This is a genomic window from Variovorax sp. H27-G14 (genome assembly GCF_046156345.1).
Classification (GTDB): Bacteria; Pseudomonadota; Gammaproteobacteria; order Burkholderiales; family Burkholderiaceae_C; genus Variovorax.
The window spans coordinates 16,090-35,210 of the sequence record NZ_JAYLVN010000016.1 but is presented as its reverse complement, the minus strand read 5'-3'; the positions used below and the strand labels follow the sequence as shown (position 1 = coordinate 35,210).

Genomic DNA, 19,121 nt, shown 5'->3' with positions numbered 1-19,121 from the left:
GCTGTATGGGGTTGCTATGTTCTTGTTATGTTCTCAACTCTCGACAAGCAGAAGGTGACGCATTTCGGCCTGTGGGCAGATGAATGCCGTGACCACGAAATGGCGAAGGCAGCGCTGGGCATCCTGCGCAACGCGATCGCGCGCTGCGAGGACGACGACGTGCGCAGCGCTGAGCTTGACGAGGTGCTCCACTGGATCGAAAAGCGCTCGATCCGCAAGCATCCGGTACGGTGCTTCCGCGCGTCGCTTGAAATTCAGCATCCATGTGAGAGGCGCGCGGCCATGACAGATGCTTGTGTCCGCGTTATGCGAGAGCTAGGTCTCTACAACGGACGCCTATAGTCGTCGGTGCGGGCTGGTCTGCGCTGGCGAAAGTTCTTGAAGAATGAGGGCGGTTTGACTGATTGCATGACTCAGAAACTTGGTATCGACAAGAGTTTCCTTGATGGCGCTTCAACGACGCAGGTCCGTGACGTTGTCGCGCGGTATCACGCTCTTGTCATTGAGCCGCTTTTCTATGAGTTGATGACGACAGAGAAACCGGATATGCAGCGCAAGGCGTTTGCAAAATTTCCTCCAGAACCCGGGGCATTCAGTCTGATTCCCAACATTGGAACCTTGCTGCGCAACGAGTTTGAAAGACGCGAGCCCTTGCGGGGGCTTGAAGGGTGTGCGATCGAAGGGGTGCACAAGTTCAATGATGGGCTTCGCGACGGAAACTATGTCCCGAATGCGCAGGTTCTCGAAGACCTCCAGGCATGGGAAGCTGAGGTCGTAGGTTCGACACAAACGTTTCTGGAGATGTCCCAATCGGTGCATCAGTTTTTTCCGGAACTCAGCGGCATTGAGTTTCGAAATTTTCCTGCTGCGATCGCAACCGCGCGCCAGACAGTAGCGACAAGCCCAGACCGAGTGATGCAGATCTACGCGCAACTGCTAACTCAGGACGCGACCTCGATGCTGCCGACTGAAATTGTCGGCCCCGATTGGATTTCGTACCGCTTCCTTCAGTGCCACCTACTTGCGGCGCTCCGCCTCTTCGGCAAGCATCAAGGCCTCATCAATGTCACTGCGGGAGTCCGCCTCAGAGCCGAACATGCGATGCATGATCTGGAGTACGTATTGGCTGGTTCAATGGTCGGCGGCATTGCGACTAATGACAGAGAAGTTGAGGAAGACTTTCGCCTGCTCTGTCCCAGCGGGCTGGTGATCAAGCCCATGCGCCGCGAAACCGACTCCTCTGAGGCCTGCTTGCCTTAACGATTCTGAAGTATCTCGGTTTCAAGGTCGAACAACACTGCTGCTCAAGTTCCACTTATCGCGTCGTCATTGCACGTGCCGGAGCCTGAAATATCTCCTCTCGATGCCGTTTCAGGAACGGACGAATATCGCTGTGATCGCGTGATTTCAGCGTCATGCCAGGATGGATGTTGAGGGCGATCTCGTCCGCCTTGCGCAACTTTTCGCTGATCAGGATTCTGAACGCATCGTCAAATGAAATCAGTCCGATGTCGAACGCCTTGTCGATGTGGGGCGCGAGCAGGAGACCGTTCGAGACGCCAAGCCTTTCGACGCGCGTGGTGCAAAGACGCCAGGGCAAGATGTGCGACGCAATCAGCAAGGCGGAATCGGTGCAGTTCGTCACCGCACAACCGCGCCACCGCTTCACGAGCGCATCCCTGAACCACCCCTGCCCGACACGGGCCTTGATTAGGGCGTCCTTCTCGGTTTCGCTCAGCGGCGCGTCGGCCAGAAACTGCTGAAACGCCGGATCTTCTGCAGGGTCTTCAGCGCCGCCAAACGGGTCGGGGGGCGGAGCGTGGACAGGAGGAACGCCGCGCACCAGTTCATAGTTGCCACTGAAGGGATCGTACGCGTGGGCGTACCAGCCGGTTTCGTCGAGATGCCGTCGCGACGCGCGCGCGGACACCTGCGCCGAATCTTCCGCATCGGGCGTCTCGCCATCCAGCACAACCATCCGCAAGGGCAACTGCCTGCTGCTGGCCTCATAAACAGCGCGATCAAAGGCGTGCGCTTTAACGATCTTGCCCCTGAGGCGCTGCGCCTCGCTCGACGTTCGATCAGGGGCAGCCAGGGCGTTCCCAAGGTCCTTGGAGTAACCCTTCGAGCTCCCTTCGTGGACCAGGTGATCGCCTTTAACGGCGAGATCCTTCCACCACACGCAGACGACGATCGGCTCTCCGCTCCCGCCAAACGTCCACTGAGAGTTCTTGTAGGTATTCGTGTTCGGATTGAGGATATCTTCGCCGTTCTTGTCGACAGCCCAGCCGCTCACATCCACACCGGTCTGACCGATGAGCTCGCGCACGGGCGGGGAGTGCGTCGGCCGTAAGGCCAGCAAGACTTCGTTCGGTAGCGTCATGGCTGAAGTATCGGCGGTCCGGATTGCGACGCGACAGCCGCAACGGGTTGGTCGCTGGTCCAGGACTGCAGCCGCTTGACCCAAGCGTCGAGTGCTGTCGCCTGTTCGGCAAGATAGTCATAGTGGTCATACACGCGCCATGTGCCGGGCAGCCGATGCCCGAGCATGATTTCTGCAACGTGTGGCTCCGTCAGCGTCGAGAAATTCGTCCGCGCCGTCTTGCGCAAGTCATGGATCGACCAGTGCTCCATCTCGTACTTTTCATGCCGGCGCAGCCACTGCATGACGTTGTATGGCAGCGCCAGCGGCGCGCTCGTGCCCATGGCTTCTTTGCTGCCGCTGTTGGTGAACAAAAAGGCGCTGTCCTTGCTGAGCTTCATCGCTTCCTCAATCAACGGCTCTGTCTGATCCGTGATCGGACGCAACAATGGCTTCCCCGTGCTCTTGCCGAGCTTGTGATTTTGCGGAGGGATGGTCCAGAGCCGCTTCTTGAAGTCGAAATGCGCCTTCTCGGCGGCGCGCAGCTCGCCATTGCGGCAGCCGTAGATCAGGCACAGCTTCAGGAAGAGCTTGTTCTTCGTGGCGATGCGCGACAGAGCAATCGCTCGCCAGACACGGATCACCTCGTCCTGAGACAAGGACCGTGATCCCGCAACCTTCTTGATCTGAAGATCCTCGCGCGCATTGATTTCAACGAGCGGGTTGGACGGAATGAGGCGGCGCTTGACGCCCCATTTCAGCATCTGCTTCGCGTTGGTGAGGATGCGGTCTGCGATGCCAGGCCGCGTCTGCGCGTTTTTCTCCAGCAGGTCAAGCCATTCATACAGCGTGACCCGGTCTGCAGGGAGCGCGCCGATGCGCGGAAAGACGTGAAGCTCGAAAGAGCGCAGCACATCGTGATGCCCCTTCTTGTTTTTCTTGCAGTAGGCCTCGTACCACTGCCGAAACAGCGACTCGATGGAGTCGGCTTTTATGATCGCCTGCTTCTCAAGCGCGCGAATGACGCGGGGGTCGTGTCCCTGCTCCAGTTCGCCTTTGAGGCGCTGCGCTTCTGCGCGCGCAGCCTTCAAGCCGAGCGCCGGATATGACCCAAGGTCAAGCCTCTGCAACTGCCCGTCATAGCGGTAGCGCAGCTGAAAGACGATCTTGCCTTTGGGGGAGACCCGCACGCTGAGACTGTCGCGGTCCGAAACCTCTTCGACGCTGCTGCGCGCCTTGCCGCTGTTTGCCCGCAGCCATGTGTCCGTAAGAGCCATGAAGCCACCTCGCTGTGTACATATTTTCCAGCGTCCGCGTAAGCGAAGATTATGTACACGCCTATGTACACGTCTTCGGAGTCACGGCCTGTCTGCGGGTGACTTGAGGTGTCGCGGAACCGGAAAGCATTTCCCAATGAAAAGGCTAGGAGCGGCGTAAAAGCTGTCCTGGCCTGACGTGCCCTGACGCGATGAGTGCGCTAGGGGTGGGAAATGATCGCAAAGGTGCGACGGCGGCGGGTTTCGGCGAGAAAAGACAAGGTGGGCAATCTGCGGGGGAATGCCGCGATTTTAGAAGAGCGCGCGTTCCCCCTGCCTCAGGTGTCCCTGTATTGCGCCGTGTGCGCCGCAATGGCGTCGATGATCTGCGGCCACATCGAAATGGGCAGCGCATGCCCCATGCCCGCAATGCGCAGCAGCTTGGCGCCCGGAATCGCCTCGGCCACGTCGACGCCGCAGGCCACCGGCACCAGCGGGTCGGCCTCCCCGTGAATCACCAGCGTGGGCACGCGCACGTGCCCCAGCGCCGGCTTGCGGTTGCCCGACGCCAGAATGGCCGCCAGCTGGCGCGCCACGCCGGGCGGGTTGAGCCCGCGCAAGAAGACCAGTTGCGCCCTGTCGGTGTCGCGCGCCTCGTCGAGCGGAAAGTCCGACGGCCCGCGCAGCACGCGCCACACCTTGGCGTAATGCGGCAGGTAGGCCTCGAAGGTGGTTGGCGAGGGCGAGAACAACACGGCCATCGCCTCGGGCGTGGGCGGTGGCAGGGCCGGGTTGCCGGTGGTCGACATGATGCTGGTGAACGACACATGCGGTGCGGATGGTGAATGCACAGCTCCTGCCCAATGGCGCCCCCCATCGAGGCGCCCACCACGTGGGCCCGCGCAATGCCCAGCGCGTCGAGCAGCCCGGCGCAGTCGCCGGCCATGTCGCGCAGGGTGTAGGGCGCATGGCGCAGGCGCCCCGCCATGGCCTGCTGGATCATCAGCTGGATGTCGGGCACGCCCAGGTCGGTCAGGTAGCTCGAGTGACCGATGTCGCGGTTGTCGAAGCGAATCACGCGGTGGCGGCCGGTGTCGGCCAGCCGGGCGCAGAAGTCGTCGTCCCACGCGACCATTTGCGCGCCCAGGCCCATCACCAGCAGCAGGGGCGGCGCGCCGGGGTCGCCGAAGCTGTCCCAGGCGAGCTCGACGCCGTTGACGCGGGTGCGCTGTTCGGCGCGGGGCGGGGCTTCAGCCATGGTCGTGGGGAAGGTCGGGGCGTGCGCTGCCGGCCTACTTGCGTTGAAGCATCTTGGTCACTTCGTCCACGTTGGACTGGATGCGCTGGCGCACCACGTCGAACGCGTCGGCCTGCGACTTGGCGGCCAGGTTGGCCAGCTCCTTGATGTCGTCGATGGCACGCTGGAACGACTGGCGGCCCAGCTCGTCGAGCTTGGCGAAGTTTTCCTTCGGGTCCTTGCCGGGCATGCCCTTGGCGGCGCCCTGCCATTCGGTGATGGCGTGCTTGATCATCTCGGTCTGGCGTTGCACCACGGTCTGCAGGCCCTGGTAAGACTTCTCGTTGGCCTCCATCAGCGCCTGCAGGTCCTTGCGGCCGCTGTCCAGCAGCTTGCCGGCGCCGCCGGTCATGTTGAGGTTCTGCAGCCGGTCGGCCATGCCCTTCAGCGGATTGAGCATGTCCGCCGCGTTGGGCATGGCCTGCTTCGCGCCGGCGGTGCCGCCGCTGCTGGAGGGGGTCTTCGTGGCGGCGGCTTTCTTGGCAGTGGCCATGGTGCGGGATCTCCTGTGTCGGGGTGAACGGATGGATGGCAGGGACCGGCCGGACGGCCGAAGTCCCTCGCCACGATACGCCGCACGGGCGCGCGCGACATTGCCGCCCAGACAAAAATGCCTGCGGGATTTCCCTTGGATCACATGGGCGGCGCAAAGCCGTTGCGACCGGCCGTGACGCGCAGCGCCGTGGGCGTGCCGTTCTTGTCCTGCGCGCTGATCATCACCTTGGCGCCGGGCACCAGCAGCGCCTCGGTGCCGGGGCGGAAGGTGACCACGGGTGCGTCGGGCGGCACCACGATGGTCTTCTCGCCGCCCTTGTAGGTCAGGCGCAGCTGCTGGCCGCCGCGCACCGACTTCGGCGCCGCGGCCAGGTCGGCGACGGTGGCGTTGGTCATGGTGCTGTCGGGCAGCAGGTCCCAGGGGCGGTGGCCTTCGCCCGTGCCGCGCGCGGCCTCGGGGAACACCACCACCTCGATGGCTTTCTGCGTGCCGTCGGCCTGCGGCAGGGCGGCGGTGCCGATGTAGCTGCCGCGCTTGATGTCGGACAGCTTGATGCGGTAGACCTCCGACACCGGCATGTCGGCCGGGCGCGCCAGGCTGACGACTTCGCCGCCGCGGTCCTGCACCACGAGGGTCTTGGCGTCGACGCGCACGATGGTGCCGCGGATGCGCACGGGGTCGGAGCTTTGGGCCGCGGCAAGCAGCGGGGCGCCGGCGATGAACAGCGAGGCCGTGGCGAGCAACGCCGAAGAGAGTCGGATGGACATGAGACGGGAGCTTTCGTGAGGTTGGGGGAGCGACCCGTTTTACGCCCTGGCCGCCAAACGTGCTTTCCGTGATGTGGGATACCCCAGCGTTTGGCGCCACCTTTGGCCCCGTCTACAATCCGCCGTTCCGAGGAGCGTTGCAGCGCCGTCAGGCGTGAGGCTCGGACCACATCGCAACCACGCTCATCCGCTGTTCTCGCGGTGAGTCCTTTTTCCGTCAGACCCCCCGAACGCAGTGGCATCTTTCAAACCAGTTTTGGAGTTCTCATGAGCGCAGTTCTCAAGCCCGCCCCCGTTTTCACCGCCGACCAGGCCATTGCCGACCTGTCCCTTGCCGCCTGGGGCCGCAAGGAAATCCGCATCGCGGAAACCGAAATGCCCGGCCTGATGGCCATCCGCGAAGAGTTCTCCAAGGGCCAGGCGCTCAAGGGCGCGCGTATCACGGGCTCGATCCACATGACCATTCAAACGGCCGTGCTGATCGAAACGCTGCAGGCCCTGGGCGCCACCGTGCGCTGGGCGTCGTGCAACATCTTCTCCACGCAGGACCATGCCGCCGCCGCCATTGCCGAAAAGGGCACGCCGGTGTTCGCGGTGAAGGGCGAGACGCTGAAGGACTACTGGGACTACACCCACGCCATCTTCGAGTTCGGTCCCAAGGGCTCCAAGGGCGAAGGCCCCAACATGATCCTGGACGACGGCGGCGACGCCACGCTGCTCATGCACCTGGGCCAGCGCGCTGAAAAGGACCTGGGCGTGCTTGCCGACCCGACCAGCGAAGAAGAACGCATTCTGTACGCCGCCATCAAGGCCAAGCTGGCCGTCGACAGCACCTGGTACACCCGCAAGGCCGCCGAAATCATTGGCGTGACCGAAGAAACGACCACCGGCGTGCACCGCCTGAACGAGATGTCCGCCAAGGGCACGCTGCAGTTCCGCGCCATCAACGTGAACGACTCGGTCACCAAGAGCAAGTTCGACAACCTGTACGGCTGCCGCGAGTCGCTGGTGGACGGCATCAAGCGCGCCACCGACGTGATGATCGCCGGCAAGGTCGCTTGCGTGGCCGGCTACGGCGACGTGGGCAAGGGCTCGGCCCAGGCACTGCGCGCACTGAGCGCCCAGGTGTGGGTGACTGAAATCGACCCGATCAACGCCCTGCAGGCCGCCATGGAAGGCTACAAGGTCGTGACGATGGAATACGCCGCCGACAAGGCCGACATCTTCGTGACCACCACCGGCAACAAGGACGTCATCACGCACGACACCATGGTCAAGATGAAGGACCAGGCCATCGTGTGCAACATCGGCCACTTCGACAACGAGATCGACGTCGCGTCGATCGAGAAGTACGAGTGGGAAGAAATCAAGCCCCAGGTCGACCACATCACCTTCCCGGACGGCAAGAAGATCATCCTGCTGGCCAAGGGCCGCCTGGTGAACCTGGGCTGCGGCACGGGCCACCCGAGCTTCGTGATGTCGTCGTCGTTCGCCAACCAGACCATCGCCCAGATCGAGCTGTTCACCAAGCCCGACGCCTACCAGGCCGGCAAGGTCTACGTGCTGCCCAAGCACCTGGACGAAAAGGTCGCGCGCCTGCACCTGAAGAAGGTTGGCGCCATGCTCACCGAGCTGACCGACTCCCAGGCCGCCTACATCGGCGTGAGCAAGAACGGCCCTTACAAGCCGGACACGTACCGGTATTGAGAGCGCATGCGCGCTGATCAATTGTTGGTGGAACGCGGCCTGGCCGCGTCACGTTCGCAGGCCGTGCGGCTCATTGCCGGCGGCATGCGCTGGCGCGATGCGGGCACGAGCGATGCCTGGCGCTCGGTCGTCAAGAACAAGGACGAGGTGCCCGACGCCGCGGAGCTCGAACTCGACGACGACGCCGAGGCACGCTATGTGTCGCGCGGCGGTCTGAAGCTCGAAGGCGCGCTGACGGTGAGCGGCGTCGACCCGGCCGGCAAGCTGTGCCTGGACGTGGGCCAGTCGACCGGCGGCTTCACCGACTGTCTGCTGCAGCGCGGCGCCGTCAAGGTGGTGGGCGTCGATGTCGGCCACGGGCAGCTGCATGCGCGGCTGCGCGAGGACGAACGCGTGGTCGCCATCGAAGGCGTGAATGCGCGGGCGCTGACGGCCGCCGACCTGGTTGAAGAGCCCGATGAGTCCGACGGGTCTGAAGACGGCGGCGACATCGCACCGTCGGAAGACACCGGGGAGGCTTCCGCCCCGCGCTTCGACCTGATCGTGGGCGACCTGTCGTTCATTTCGCTCACGCTGGTGCTGCCGGCGGTGGTCGCTTTCCTGGCCGGCGACGGCCAGTTGCTGATGCTGGTCAAGCCGCAGTTCGAACTGCAGCCGGGCCAGGTCGGCAAGCACGGCATCGTGCGCGACGAGTCCATGTATGCGGTGGTCGAAAAGCGCCTGCATGACGCCTGCGCGGCGCTCGATCTGAAGGTGCTGCGCTGGTTCGACAGCCCGATTGCAGGTGGCGACGGCAACCGCGAGTTTTTCATTCATGCCGTTCGTGCCGACCGGGCGAACGACGCTTCCTGAGGAGACGCAGGTGCGCCTTCCGTTGAGTTTCGAATTCTTCCCGACCAAGACGCCTGAAGGCGCGGTCAAGCTGCGCGCCGTGCGCCAGCAGCTGTATGTGCGCAAGCCGCAGTTCTGCTCGGTCACCTACGGCGCGGGCGGCTCCACGCACCACGGCACCTTCGGCGCGGTGACGGAAATTCTGTCGGAGGGCGTGGACGCGGCCAGCCACTTCTCGTGCATCGGCGCCACCCGCGCCACGGTGCGCGAGCAGCTGGCGGAGCTCAAGGCCATCGGCGTGAAGCGCCTGGTGGCGTTGCGCGGCGACCTGCCCAGCGGCTACGGCATTGGCGGCGAGTTTCAGTATGCGAGCGACCTGGTCGCCTTCATCCGCGAAGAGACCGGGCATTACTTTCACATCGAGGTGGCCTGCTACCCCGAGATCCATCCGCAGGCCCGCTCGCCCGAAGCCGACCTGCAGGCCTTTGCCGCCAAGGTGAAGGCCGGCGCCGATTCGGCGATCACGCAGTACTTCTTCACCCCCGAGGCGTACTTTCGCTTCGTGGACGATGCGCGCAAGCTCGGCATCGACACGCCGATCGTGCCAGGCATCATGCCCATCACGAGCTCGACGCAGCTGATGCGCTTCTCGGACGCCTGCGGTGCCGAGATTCCGCGCTGGGTGCGCCTGCGGCTGCAGGGCTTCGGTGACGACACGGCGTCGATCAAGGCCTTTGGCCTGGACGTGGTGACGGAGCTGTGCGCGCGGCTGCGCGACGGCGGTGCCCCGGCGCTGCACTTCTACACGATGAACCAGTCGGCGGCCACGCTGGCTGTGCTGGAGCGCCTGGATTGAGAGGGCGCACGGCCGCCGCGGCGCATTCGTTGCGCGGGGCGTTGCGCCTCGTCGTCATTGCCGCGGGCTGCGCGCTCGCAGGCTGTGCCATGCCACCGGCCACGGATGTCGAAGGCGGCAAGCTGCAACCGCTGCCGAGCGCCATTGCGGTGCCGCCCGGCGCAGCGCCCCGCTCGAACGTGCCGTCGGTGCGCTATGACCTGGCCGTGTCGGGCGCGGCCGAACTCACGCCGGACGACGGCGTGCCCGGCGACGACGGGCCGCGCGACATCTTCGAGCGCGGCGGCGCGTCGTGGTACGGCATTCAGTTTCATCAGCGCAAGACCGCCAGCGGCGAGCGCTTCGACATGACCGCCATGACGGCGGCCCACAAGACACTGCCCTTCAACACCCGCGTGTGCGTGCGCAGCCTGGTCAACGGCAGCGAGGTGCTGGTGCGCGTGAACGACCGCGGCCCCTATGCGCTGGGCCGGGTCATCGACCTGAGCCGCGCCGCGGCCGACCGCATCGGCCTGATCGGCCTGGGCATCAAGCAGGTGGCGCTGACCGTGGTCGACCACGACGGCATGCGTTGCGGCGGCTTGCCGGTGGAGGCGAGCGACGCACAGGCGCCGCAGGCTGCCGCAGAGCCGGCCCAGCGCGCCAGGGTGCAGGTGCCCGCGCGGCGCAAGGTGATCGTGCCGCAGCGCCGCCGCAACTAGAGGCGGCGCTAGGCGGCGCTGTTCCCGGGCCGGGCTAGCCGCCCGACTCGAGCGAAAAGGTGGCGTTGCGGTCCTGCCCCAGGCGCTCCGCCAGCTGCGGCAGTGCCGCGGCCAGCAGCGGCTTGAGCGTGTAGGGCGGATTGATCAGGAACATGCCGCTGGCCGGCAGACCCGGGCGCTGTGTTTCGCCCGATGCGGCGTCCTTCGTGATCTTGCTCGACTTGACCGTCAGCGTGGCGTGCAGCCACGACTTGCCGGACTTGGTCGCCATCGTCTTGAGGCGGCGCGGCAGGTCGTGCGCCTCGGGGCGCGGAATGATCGGGTACCACACCGCATAAGTGCCCGTGGCAAAGCGCTTGAGCGCCTCGGCCGCAAAGTCGAGCACGCGGCCGTAGTCGGTCTTCATCTCGTAGCTCGGGTCCATCAGCACCAGCGCGCGGCGCGAAGGCGGCGGCAGGAACTTGGTGGCGCTGCCGAAACCGTCTTCATTCAGCACGGAAATTTGCCGCCCGGCCTCGAGCTGGGCGATGTTGGCGCTCAGCGTGCGGCCGTCGGTGGGGTGCAGCTCGAACAGCTTGAGCTTGTCGTGGTCGCGCAGCAGGTGCTGCACGATGAACGGCGAGCCGGGGTAGACGCGGGCGCCGCCGTTGGGGTTGAAGTCGTGAATCACTTCCAGGTAGCGCGCGATGGCATCGGCGAGCGGCGCCTCGGCTTCGGGGGCGGCTTTTTTGCTGGCGGACTTTGCAGCGGGGGCGGGCGCGGCAGAGGTGGTGGGGGCGGTGGGGGCGGCGGGCGCCTTCTTGCTTGCGAGAAGGCGAAGGATGCCTTCGGCCGCTTCGCCGCTGGTGCCCGCGTAGTCGCCGTCAAGGCGGTACAGGCCGGCGCCGGCGTGGGTGTCGACGACGGTCAGGGCGGCGTCTTTTTCAAGCATGTGCTCGAGGGTGGCAATCAGCACCGTGTGCTTGAGCACGTCGGCGTGGTTGCCGGCATGGAAGGCGTGGCGGTAACTGAACATGAGGAATGGACCTGAAGAGTGGGATGGAGGGCGCTAGACTCACGCGCCGAAACATCAATTTACAAAAAAAGAGGGTGCAGATGCGAGGAGCTGGATGGCGATTTTGGGGCCTGTGCGTCGGCGCGGGCGTTTTGTCTATTTTGACGGGCTGCGCGTCTGTGACGCACGGCACCACGCAAACCGTGAAGATCGAGACCCTCACGGCCACCGGCGAGGTGGTCAACGGCGCCAAGTGCCTGGTGACCAACGATCGTAACGACACCGCGATGCGCTCGGGCGACAGTGTCTCGGTTCGTCGCTCCGGCACCAACCTTGTCATCGAATGCAGCCAGCCGGGGCAGGCGCCCGCCACCGGACAGGCCGTTTCGCGGGCCAACGTGGGCATGGTCGGGAACATCCTGATCGGCGGCGTGATTGGCGCGGCCATCGACTCCGGCACCGGCGCGGGCTTCAACTACCCGAGCTGGATGCGACTGGTCTTTGGCGAGGTGCGCAATTTCGACCGCAGCTCCCAGACCGGTGACGAGGCAATGGACGGTATGCGGCTCGGCGCGACGGAGGTGGCCGCCGGCATGCCGCCGGCACCCAAGGTTGTGGCAGCCACGCCGCCGCAGCAGCCCCGTGCGGCCCCCGTGCCTGAAGCTGTGGTCAAGGCGGAGCCCGTGCCCCCGCCTGTGCTTGTTGCCCCGACCGTGCCCGTGCCCGTGCCCGCGCCACAACCCCGGTCGGACGCGCGCGTGTCGATGGACGACCTGCGGGGTTTGCTGCCGGCCAAGCCGTGAGGAAGCGCATGAAGGCGACGTGGTTGCGCGCAATGCCGCTGTTCCTTGCAGCGGCATCGGCCGCAGGCGCGGCCATGGCGCTGGAGCCGGACGTGCTGTTCAGCAAGGTCTCCGCCAGTGTCTGGGCGGTTCGCACCTTCGACGCCCAGGAGCGCCCGTTGCGCGCCGGCAGCGCGGTGGTGATCGCCCCCGGCCGCCTGGTGACCAACTGCCACGTGCTCGCCGAGGCGGCCAGCTTCGTCGTGAAGCAGGACAACGTCACCTACGGCGCGACGCCGGAGTTTCCGGACCCGGCGCGCGACCTGTGCCAGATCAAGGTGGCCAACTTTGCCGCGCCGCCGGTGGCGCTGGCGCCCGCGGGCAGCGCGCGCGTGGGGCAGCGGGTGTATGCCATCGGCAATCCGCGCGGCCTGGAAAACACGCTCAGCGAAGGCATTCTGTCGGGCCTGCGCGGCGGCGAGACGGAGGCGCGGCTGCTGCAGACCACCGCGGCCATCTCGGCCGGCTCGAGCGGGGGCGGCCTTTTCGACGCCGAAGGGCGCCTGCTTGGCATCACGAGCTTTGCCGCGCGCGACGGCGGCAGCCTGAATTTCGCGATGCCGGTCGAATTTCTGCACGAACTGCCGGCGCGGGCGAAGGCCGCCCTGGCAGCTCGGGCCAGCGAGCCCGCGAGTACCGCCGGCACCGCCGGCACTGCGGGCACGCCTGCGAGCACTTCCACCACCGCGGGCAGGTCCGAAGGGGCAGGCGGCGTGGCCTTGACCGAGCCCCTGCGGCGCGGTGATGCGCTCGAATACGCGCGCACCGACAAGCTGACCGGTTCGCGCTCGACGGTGATCTACCGGGTGGACCGGGTCACCGGCGACGAAATCGTTTTCAACGGCGGCGGCAAGGTCGAGCGCACCGACGGGCAGGTGGTGTCGGTCACCTCTCCGGCCGGCGGCGTGTTCGACCAGTCCTCGCCGCCCGGCGGCTGGGCGCGTCAGAACCTCGTGCCTGGCATGCGCTGGCAGGTCGACTACACGCCTGCGACCGGCGAGCGGCAGCGGCATGACCTGGCGGCCACGGTGGGTCGGCCGGAGCCGATGCGCGTGGACGGGACCGAACTGCAGGTGCTTCGCATCGGTTACGAGGGGTGGATCTACGCCTCCAGCGCGAGCGCCCCGCTGGCCAGCGCCACGTCACGCTTTCAGGGCGCCGCCTGGTACAGCCCCGAGTTGCGCCGCATCGTGCGCTTCGAAGGCGCGTTCCAGCGCGGCATTTCCTCGAGCAACGAGAGCCTGGAGCTGGTCCGCATTCAGCGCTGATTTCCGCGGAAATTGGTCAATTGGCCGATTCTTCATATAATCGAGGGCTTCGCAGCGTTTTGTAGCCCCGCGGCGAAGACTTTCACCCACCTAAGAGATTCCCACCAGAGGAACGCCGACCGTGGAAAAGGGCTCGCCAAACCCTCTTCAAAGAGAAAAACTCATGACCAAAACGTTCAGCGCCAAGCCCGCTGACGTGACGCACGAGTGGTTTGTGATTGACGCGACCGACAAGGTCCTCGGACGAGTAGCCAGCGAAGTTGCTCTCCGTTTGCGCGGCAAACACAAGGCCATTTACACGCCTCACGTCGATACCGGTGACTTCATCGTCATCATCAATGCCGCGCAACTGCGCGTCACCGGCGCCAAGTCCATCGACAAGGTGTACTACCGTCACTCGGGCTACCCGGGCGGCATCAGTGCTACCAACTTCCGCGACATGCAATCCAAGTTCCCGGGCCGTGCCCTGGAAAAGGCCGTCAAGGGCATGCTGCCCAAGGGCCCCCTTGGCTACGCGATGATCAAGAAACTCAAGGTGTACGGTGGTGCCGAGCACCCGCATACCGCCCAACAGCCTAAAGTGCTGGAACTGTAAGGAGCCTTGAGAATGATTGGTGAATGGAACAATGGCACCGGCCGTCGCAAATCCAGCGTCGCCCGTGTGTTTCTGAAAAAAGGCACCGGCAAGATCACGGTCAACGGCAAGGACATTCAAGAGTTCTTCGGCCGTGAAACCTCGATCATGATCGCCAAGCAGCCTCTCGCGCTGACCAACAACCTCGAAGCTTTCGACGTGATGGTCAACGTGAACGGCGGCGGCGAATCGGGTCAAGCCGGCGCCACGCGCCACGGCATCACCCGTGCACTGATCGACTACGACGCAACGCTCAAGCCCGTGCTGAGCCAAGCCGGCTTCGTGACGCGCGATGCGCGTGAAGTCGAACGTAAGAAGGTCGGTCTGCACTCCGCCCGTCGCCGCAAGCAGTTCAGCAAGCGCTGATCTGTTCACTGCGAACACAAAGCCGCCTTCGGGCGGCTTTTTCGTTGCAAGGGCCGCCTTCGAGCTGCGTTTTCGTTGCAGAGGCCGCCTCCGACCCCACTTGCATTGGGGTGCACGCCACACCCCACCTGCCGACATTGCGGCATTGCAGTAGCATTGGTTCCATTGGCCGCTTGTTCGGCCCCAAGGAGTGATTACCCCATGAGCGCCGTAGCCGAAAACATCCAGACCCAAATGCCAGAACCCATTGTCTTCACCGACAGTGCGGCAGCCAAGGTGGCCGACCTGATCGCCGAAGAAGGCAATCCCGACCTGAAGCTGCGCGTTTTCGTGCAGGGTGGCGGTTGCTCCGGCTTCCAGTACGGCTTCACGTTCGATGAAATCACGAACGAAGACGACACCACCATGACCAAGAACGGCGTCTCGCTGCTGATCGACGCCATGAGCTACCAGTACCTGGTGGGCGCAGAGATCGACTACAAGGAAGACCTGCAGGGCGCCCAGTTCGTCATCAAGAACCCGAACGCCACCAGCACCTGCGGCTGCGGATCGAGCTTCTCGGCCTGATGCGCGGATGCTGCTGACCCAGCCTCCCCAGAAAGCCGCCTCCGGGCGGCTTTTTCGTTCCCGCTTCTTTTTGCTCGCTTGCCCATGACCTCCGAGGCTGAAACCCCCGCCCTGCCTGTCGACCCCGTGCGCAAGAGCCTGCTGTGGCTCGTGGCCGTCGGCTTCTTCATGCAGACGCTCGACGCCACCATCATCAACACGGCGCTGCCGGCAATGGCCGCGAGCCTGGGCGAAAGCCCGTTGCGCATGCAGTCGGTGGTGGTGGCCTATGCGCTCACCATGGCGATGCTGATCCCGGCCTCGGGCTGGATCGCCGACCGCTTCGGCACGCGGCGCATCTTCTTTTGCGCCATCGTGCTGTTCGCCGCCGGCTCGGTGCTGTGCGCGCTGTCGCACGGCCTGGGGCAATTGGTGGCCGCGCGGGTGGTGCAGGGCCTGGGCGGCGCGCTGCTGCTGCCCGTGGGGCGCCTGGCGCTGCTGCGCACGGTGCCGCGCGGGGAGTTCCTGCAGGCCATGAGCTTCGTGGCCATCCCCGGCCTGATCGGCCCGCTGCTGGGGCCCACGCTGGGCGGCTGGCTGGTGCAATACGCCTCGTGGCACTGGATCTTTCTGATCAACGTGCCGGTCGGCCTGCTGGGCTGCATTGCCACGCTCAAGTACATGCCCGACCTGCGCGGCGCCGTCCTCAAGCGCTTCGACAGCGTGGGCTACGCCATGCTGGCGTTCGGGATGGTGGCCATTTCGCTGTCGCTCGACGGCGTGGGCCTGCGCCAGGGCGGGGTGATGGTGATGTTGATCTTCGGCTTTGCCAGCATCGTGGCCTATTGGCTGCGCGCCTCGCGCACGCCCGAGCCGCTGTTCGCGCCGTCGCTCTTTCGCGTGCAGACGCTGAGCATCGGCCTCATCGGTAACCTGTTCTCGCGCCTGGGCAGCAGCTGCATGCCGTTTCTGGTGCCGCTGCTGCTGCAGGTGTCGATGGGCTATTCACCGGTGCGTGCCGGGTTGATGATGCTGCCGATCGCGCTGGCCGGCATGGCCATGAAGCGCTTTGCCACGCCGCTGATCACGCGCCACGGCTACCGCCGGGTGCTGGTGGTCAACACCGTGCTCGTGGGCTGCACCATGGCCAGCTTCGGCCTCACGGCGCCGGGCCAGCCGATGGCGCTGCACGTGCTGCAGCTGCTGGCCTTCGGCGCGGTCAACTCGCTGCAGTTCACGGCCATGAATACCATCACGCTGAAGGACCTGGACGGCAGCATGGCCAGCAGCGGCAACAGCCTGCTGTCGATGGTGCAGATGCTGGCCATGAGCCTGGGTGTGGCCGCCGCGGGTGCCGCGCTGGCGGGCTACAACGGCATCTTCGGCACCGACTCTCCCGCGCACACGCTGGATGCGTTCCAGGCGACGTTCGCCAGCATGGGGCTGATCACGGTGGCCTCGGCGCTGATCTTCTGGCACTTGCCATCGGAAGTGCGCGCGGCGCACCCCGCGCAGCCGGAAGTCTCCGGCCAGGGCTGAGCCCGGCCCGGCTCAGGCGGGGTAGATCGCGCCCAGCACCCTGGCGCCACGCGCGCCGGTCACGCTGGCCAGGTTGCCCGGCTCGCGCCGCACCGTGGCGCGGGCCAGCCAGGCGAAGGCCGCGGCCTCGACCTGCTGCGGCGGCAGGCCATGGTCGGTCGACGCCACCACGTCCACGCCGGGCAGCAGTGCGCGCAGGCGGCCGAGCAGGTGGTCGTTGAGTGCACCGCCGCCACAGACGATCAGCAGCTTGCTGTCTTTTCCGTAACGGGACACGTCCGCCGCACAAGCGCGGGCGGTCAATTCGGTCAGCGTGGCCTGCACATCGGCCGGGTCCATCGCCGTGGTGCCGAGCTGCGCGGCCAGCCAGGTCGGATTGAACAGGTCGCGCCCGGTGCTCTTGGGCGGTGCCTTGGTGAAGTAGGCGTCGGCCAGCAGCAGCGACAGCAGCTCGGCCAGCACGCGCCCGCTTGCGGCCAATTGGCCGCCGCGGTCGAAAGGCTGGCCCTGGTAGGTCTGGCACCAGTGGTCCATCAGCGCGTTGCCGGGGCCGCAGTCGAAGCCGAGCACGATGGCGCCATCGGGCGCATCGGTGGCCGGCAGCAGGCTCAGGTTCGAAATGCCGCCGATGTTCAACACGGCGACGCTCTTGCCGGGCCGTGCGAACAGGGCGCGGTGAAAGGCCGGCACCAGCGGCGCGCCCTGGCCGCCGGCCGCAAGGTCGCGGCTGCGGAAGTCGCCGACCACGTCGATGCCGGTCAGCTCGGCCAGCAGGGACGGGTTGTGGAGCTGCAGCGTGTAGCCGACCTCGTCGAACTCGAGCGGCCGGTGGCGCACCGTCTGGCCGTGCGCGCCGATGGCGGTGACGGCGCTGGCGTCGGTGCCGCTGTCGGTCAGCAACTGCGCAACGACGCCGGCGTAGGCACGGGCCAGCCCGTTGCCGGCCAGTGCGGCGCGGTGCAGTTCGTTGTCGCCCGGGGTGTTCAAGGCCAGCAGTTCCGCGCGCAAGGACACGGGAAACCCGGCCGTGGCGTAAGCCTTCACCGCGATGCGGCCATCGGAAAAGTCGGCGAGCACGCCGTCCACGCCGTCGAGCGAGGTGCCCGACATCAGGCCGATGAACAGCTGGGGGAGGTCGGCAGCCATCCCTGGATCAGGTCGAGAGGCGACGGCTGCGCTAAACGCTCAGTCGGCGCTGGCCTGGATGACCGAGAACGCGGCGGCCAGCTCGGTGCGGGCGCCCACGGCGATGCGTTCGAACGCCGGGCGCAGGGCCGCGGTGATGGGTGCGCCGCCTTCTTGCGCGATGGAAGCCGGGTCTTGGTAGACGCCGCCCACGCGGAACTCGAAGTGCAGGTGCGGGCCGGTGGCCCACCCGGTGGAGCCCACCGCGCCGATGGCCTGGCCCTGGCTCACGCTCTGGCCGGCCTTGACGTCGACGCGGCTCAGGTGCGCGTACGCCGTCTGCTGGTTGTTGCGGTGGTTGATGATGATGATGTTGCCGTAGCCGTTCTGCGTGCCGGCAAAGTCGACCGTGCCGTCGCCGACCGAGCGCACCGACGTGCCCGTGGGCGCCGCGTAGTCGATGCCGTTGTGCTGGCGCCAGCTGTTCAAGATCGGGTGCATGCGCATCGCGAAGCCGCTGGACACGCGCGAGAACTCGACCGGCGTGGCCAGGTAGGCCTTGCGCAGGCTGTCGCCGTTCGGGCGGTAGTAGCTGCCCTTTTGGTTCGCGCCCGGGGGCTGGAACCACACGGCCTGGTGGATCTTGCCGTTGTTCTCGAACTCGGCCGACAGCACGCGGCCGCTGCGCAGCGCCTGCCCGTCGGCTTCCAGGGTTTCGTAGACCACGGCAAAGCGGTCGCCTTTGCGCAGGGCGCGCACGTCGACGTCGCCCGCGAAGATGTCCGCCAGCTGGCTGGCCACCGCGTCGGGAATGCGCGAGTCGTCGGTGGCGGCGAACAGCGAAGTGCGAATGGTGCCGCTGGCCAGGCGCGTGCCCGGCGTGAGCGCGTCGCGCTCGGTCACGCCGGCAAAGCCGGTGGGCGTGCGCTCGATGACGAAGCGCTTGAAGCCGCCGTCGCCGTCGGGAATCCAGCGGGCGCTGAGCTTGTTGAGCTGGTTTTCCTGGGTGGCCTCGACGGTCACGGTGCGCCCGGCGCGCGAGAACAGGGCGTTGCGGGCTTCCGCGCTGCCGCGCACGAAGGCGGTGGCGGCGGGGTCGGCGATGCCCAGGCGCTTCAGCAGGGCTTCGGCCGTGTCGCTGGAGCGGGTGACGTCGGTGCGAAACAGCGTGAAGCTGAAGTTTTCCAGCGCGGCGCCCTGGTCGGCAAACGACACGGGCGTGGTGGCTTCGAGGATCTGGTGGACCGGGAGGTCGGACGCGTCCGGACCGAGCGATGCCACCGCGAGGGTTCCGGCGCTCAGCAGGGCCGCCGCGATGAGCGCGGTGATCTGCTTGGGGTACGTGCGGAATGTATAGGCCACGCGAGAAGCAAGGAGCTCCTCGGCGGCAAGAATGCCGTTGATCAAACTTTGAATTCCAGCTCAGGTTCTGCAAAACCGTGCTGCAAGGCCCGGTACGTTCGGGGCGGCAGGAGACGGTGCGGAAGAGCGCCGCTTAGAATTCGGCGCTTGAAAAGTCGGGCTGAGTATAGCT

General features: G+C 65.9%; 20 protein-coding genes, 1 pseudogene and 1 riboswitch. Of the genes and pseudogenes, 12 read left to right on the top strand and 9 right to left on the bottom strand.

Annotated elements, in window-relative coordinates:
• Positions 1 to 27: 27 nt before the first annotated feature.
• On the top strand, positions 28 to 342 hold the full coding sequence (locus tag VLK31_RS27335) for a hypothetical protein (protein WP_409171618.1): 315 nt from the start codon (positions 28 to 30) through the stop codon (positions 340 to 342).
• Between the two features lie 66 nt (positions 343 to 408).
• On the top strand, positions 409 to 1,260 hold the full coding sequence (locus VLK31_RS27330) for a hypothetical protein (RefSeq protein WP_409171617.1): 852 nt from the start codon (positions 409 to 411) through the stop codon (positions 1,258 to 1,260).
• A 55-nt stretch (positions 1,261 to 1,315) separates the two neighbouring features.
• Here VLK31_RS27330 and VLK31_RS27325 read toward each other — a convergent pair whose 3' ends face one another.
• The 6 genes and pseudogenes from VLK31_RS27325 to VLK31_RS27300 form a co-directional block, all read right to left on the bottom strand.
• Positions 1,316 to 2,383, bottom strand: a complete 1,068-nt coding sequence (locus tag VLK31_RS27325) for an HNH endonuclease (protein WP_409171616.1) — start codon at positions 2,381 to 2,383, stop codon at positions 1,316 to 1,318.
• Positions 2,380 to 3,639, bottom strand: a complete 1,260-nt coding sequence (locus VLK31_RS27320; protein ID WP_409171615.1) for a tyrosine-type recombinase/integrase — start codon at positions 3,637 to 3,639, stop codon at positions 2,380 to 2,382. Before VLK31_RS27320 ends, VLK31_RS27325 begins: the two co-directional genes overlap by 4 nt.
• A gap of 317 nt (positions 3,640 to 3,956) precedes the next feature.
• A complete protein-coding gene (locus tag VLK31_RS27315; protein WP_409171614.1) occupies positions 3,957 to 4,469 on the bottom strand; it encodes an alpha/beta fold hydrolase in 513 nt (170 codons plus the stop codon).
• Positions 4,470 to 4,504: 35 nt separating this feature from the next.
• A pseudogene (locus tag VLK31_RS27310) lies at positions 4,505 to 4,753 on the bottom strand (alpha/beta fold hydrolase); the annotation flags it as partial.
• Between the two features lie 157 nt (positions 4,754 to 4,910).
• Entirely contained in the window at positions 4,911 to 5,408 is a 498-nt protein-coding gene (gene phaP / locus VLK31_RS27305) for a TIGR01841 family phasin (protein WP_409171613.1), read from the bottom strand.
• A 140-nt stretch (positions 5,409 to 5,548) separates the two neighbouring features.
• Complete coding sequence (locus VLK31_RS27300) at positions 5,549 to 6,178, bottom strand: hypothetical protein (protein WP_409171612.1); 630 nt, start codon at positions 6,176 to 6,178, stop codon at positions 5,549 to 5,551.
• 123 nt (positions 6,179 to 6,301) lie between these two features.
• Positions 6,302 to 6,370: riboswitch (S-adenosyl-L-homocysteine riboswitch) on the top strand.
• Positions 6,371 to 6,445: 75 nt separating this feature from the next.
• Here VLK31_RS27300 and ahcY point away from each other — a divergent pair.
• From ahcY to VLK31_RS27280, 4 genes are all read left to right on the top strand, one after another.
• Positions 6,446 to 7,885 carry an adenosylhomocysteinase gene (gene ahcY / locus VLK31_RS27295; RefSeq protein WP_409171611.1) on the top strand — a complete coding sequence of 480 codons (1,440 nt, stop codon included), beginning with the start codon at positions 6,446 to 6,448 and terminating at the stop codon, positions 7,883 to 7,885.
• Between the two features lie 6 nt (positions 7,886 to 7,891).
• Positions 7,892 to 8,737 carry a TlyA family RNA methyltransferase gene (locus VLK31_RS27290; protein ID WP_409171610.1) on the top strand — a complete coding sequence of 282 codons (846 nt, stop codon included), beginning with the start codon at positions 7,892 to 7,894 and terminating at the stop codon, positions 8,735 to 8,737.
• A gap of 10 nt (positions 8,738 to 8,747) precedes the next feature.
• Positions 8,748 to 9,572, top strand: a complete 825-nt coding sequence (gene metF, locus VLK31_RS27285) for a methylenetetrahydrofolate reductase [NAD(P)H] (RefSeq protein WP_409171609.1) — start codon at positions 8,748 to 8,750, stop codon at positions 9,570 to 9,572.
• An 89-nt stretch (positions 9,573 to 9,661) separates the two neighbouring features.
• A complete protein-coding gene (locus VLK31_RS27280; RefSeq protein ID WP_409171608.1) occupies positions 9,662 to 10,273 on the top strand; it encodes a septal ring lytic transglycosylase RlpA family protein in 612 nt (203 codons plus the stop codon).
• Between the two features lie 34 nt (positions 10,274 to 10,307).
• On the opposite strand, the gene VLK31_RS27275 is transcribed toward VLK31_RS27280, so the two are convergent.
• A complete protein-coding gene (locus tag VLK31_RS27275; RefSeq protein WP_409171607.1) occupies positions 10,308 to 11,288 on the bottom strand; it encodes a 23S rRNA (adenine(2030)-N(6))-methyltransferase RlmJ in 981 nt (326 codons plus the stop codon).
• A 182-nt stretch (positions 11,289 to 11,470) separates the two neighbouring features.
• Here VLK31_RS27275 and VLK31_RS27270 point away from each other — a divergent pair, with 182 nt between their 5' ends.
• The 6 genes from VLK31_RS27270 (at position 11,471) to mdtD (ending at position 16,462) form a co-directional block, all read left to right on the top strand.
• Positions 11,471 to 12,070, top strand: coding sequence for a hypothetical protein (locus VLK31_RS27270; RefSeq protein WP_409171606.1), 600 nt, complete (start codon positions 11,471 to 11,473; stop codon positions 12,068 to 12,070).
• A gap of 8 nt (positions 12,071 to 12,078) precedes the next feature.
• Positions 12,079 to 13,377 carry a S1C family serine protease gene (locus VLK31_RS27265; protein WP_409171605.1) on the top strand — a complete coding sequence of 433 codons (1,299 nt, stop codon included), beginning with the start codon at positions 12,079 to 12,081 and terminating at the stop codon, positions 13,375 to 13,377.
• 163 nt (positions 13,378 to 13,540) lie between these two features.
• Positions 13,541 to 13,972: a 50S ribosomal protein L13 gene (gene rplM, locus VLK31_RS27260; RefSeq protein ID WP_013543664.1), complete on the top strand. Its 432-nt coding sequence runs from the start codon at positions 13,541 to 13,543 to the stop codon at positions 13,970 to 13,972.
• Positions 13,973 to 13,984: 12 nt separating this feature from the next.
• Positions 13,985 to 14,377 carry a 30S ribosomal protein S9 gene (gene rpsI / locus VLK31_RS27255; protein WP_007827948.1) on the top strand — a complete coding sequence of 131 codons (393 nt, stop codon included), beginning with the start codon at positions 13,985 to 13,987 and terminating at the stop codon, positions 14,375 to 14,377.
• A gap of 201 nt (positions 14,378 to 14,578) precedes the next feature.
• Positions 14,579 to 14,944 carry an iron-sulfur cluster insertion protein ErpA gene (erpA, locus tag VLK31_RS27250; RefSeq protein ID WP_007827949.1) on the top strand — a complete coding sequence of 122 codons (366 nt, stop codon included), beginning with the start codon at positions 14,579 to 14,581 and terminating at the stop codon, positions 14,942 to 14,944.
• Between the two features lie 84 nt (positions 14,945 to 15,028).
• Complete coding sequence (gene mdtD / locus VLK31_RS27245) at positions 15,029 to 16,462, top strand: multidrug transporter subunit MdtD (protein WP_409171604.1); 1,434 nt, start codon at positions 15,029 to 15,031, stop codon at positions 16,460 to 16,462.
• Positions 16,463 to 16,474: 12 nt separating this feature from the next.
• Here mdtD and VLK31_RS27240 read toward each other — a convergent pair whose 3' ends face one another.
• A complete protein-coding gene (locus VLK31_RS27240) occupies positions 16,475 to 17,608 on the bottom strand; it encodes an anhydro-N-acetylmuramic acid kinase (RefSeq protein WP_409171603.1) in 1,134 nt (377 codons plus the stop codon).
• A gap of 39 nt (positions 17,609 to 17,647) precedes the next feature.
• A complete protein-coding gene (locus VLK31_RS27235; protein WP_409171602.1) occupies positions 17,648 to 18,994 on the bottom strand; it encodes a peptidoglycan DD-metalloendopeptidase family protein in 1,347 nt (448 codons plus the stop codon).
• Positions 18,995 to 19,121 lie beyond the last annotated feature (127 nt).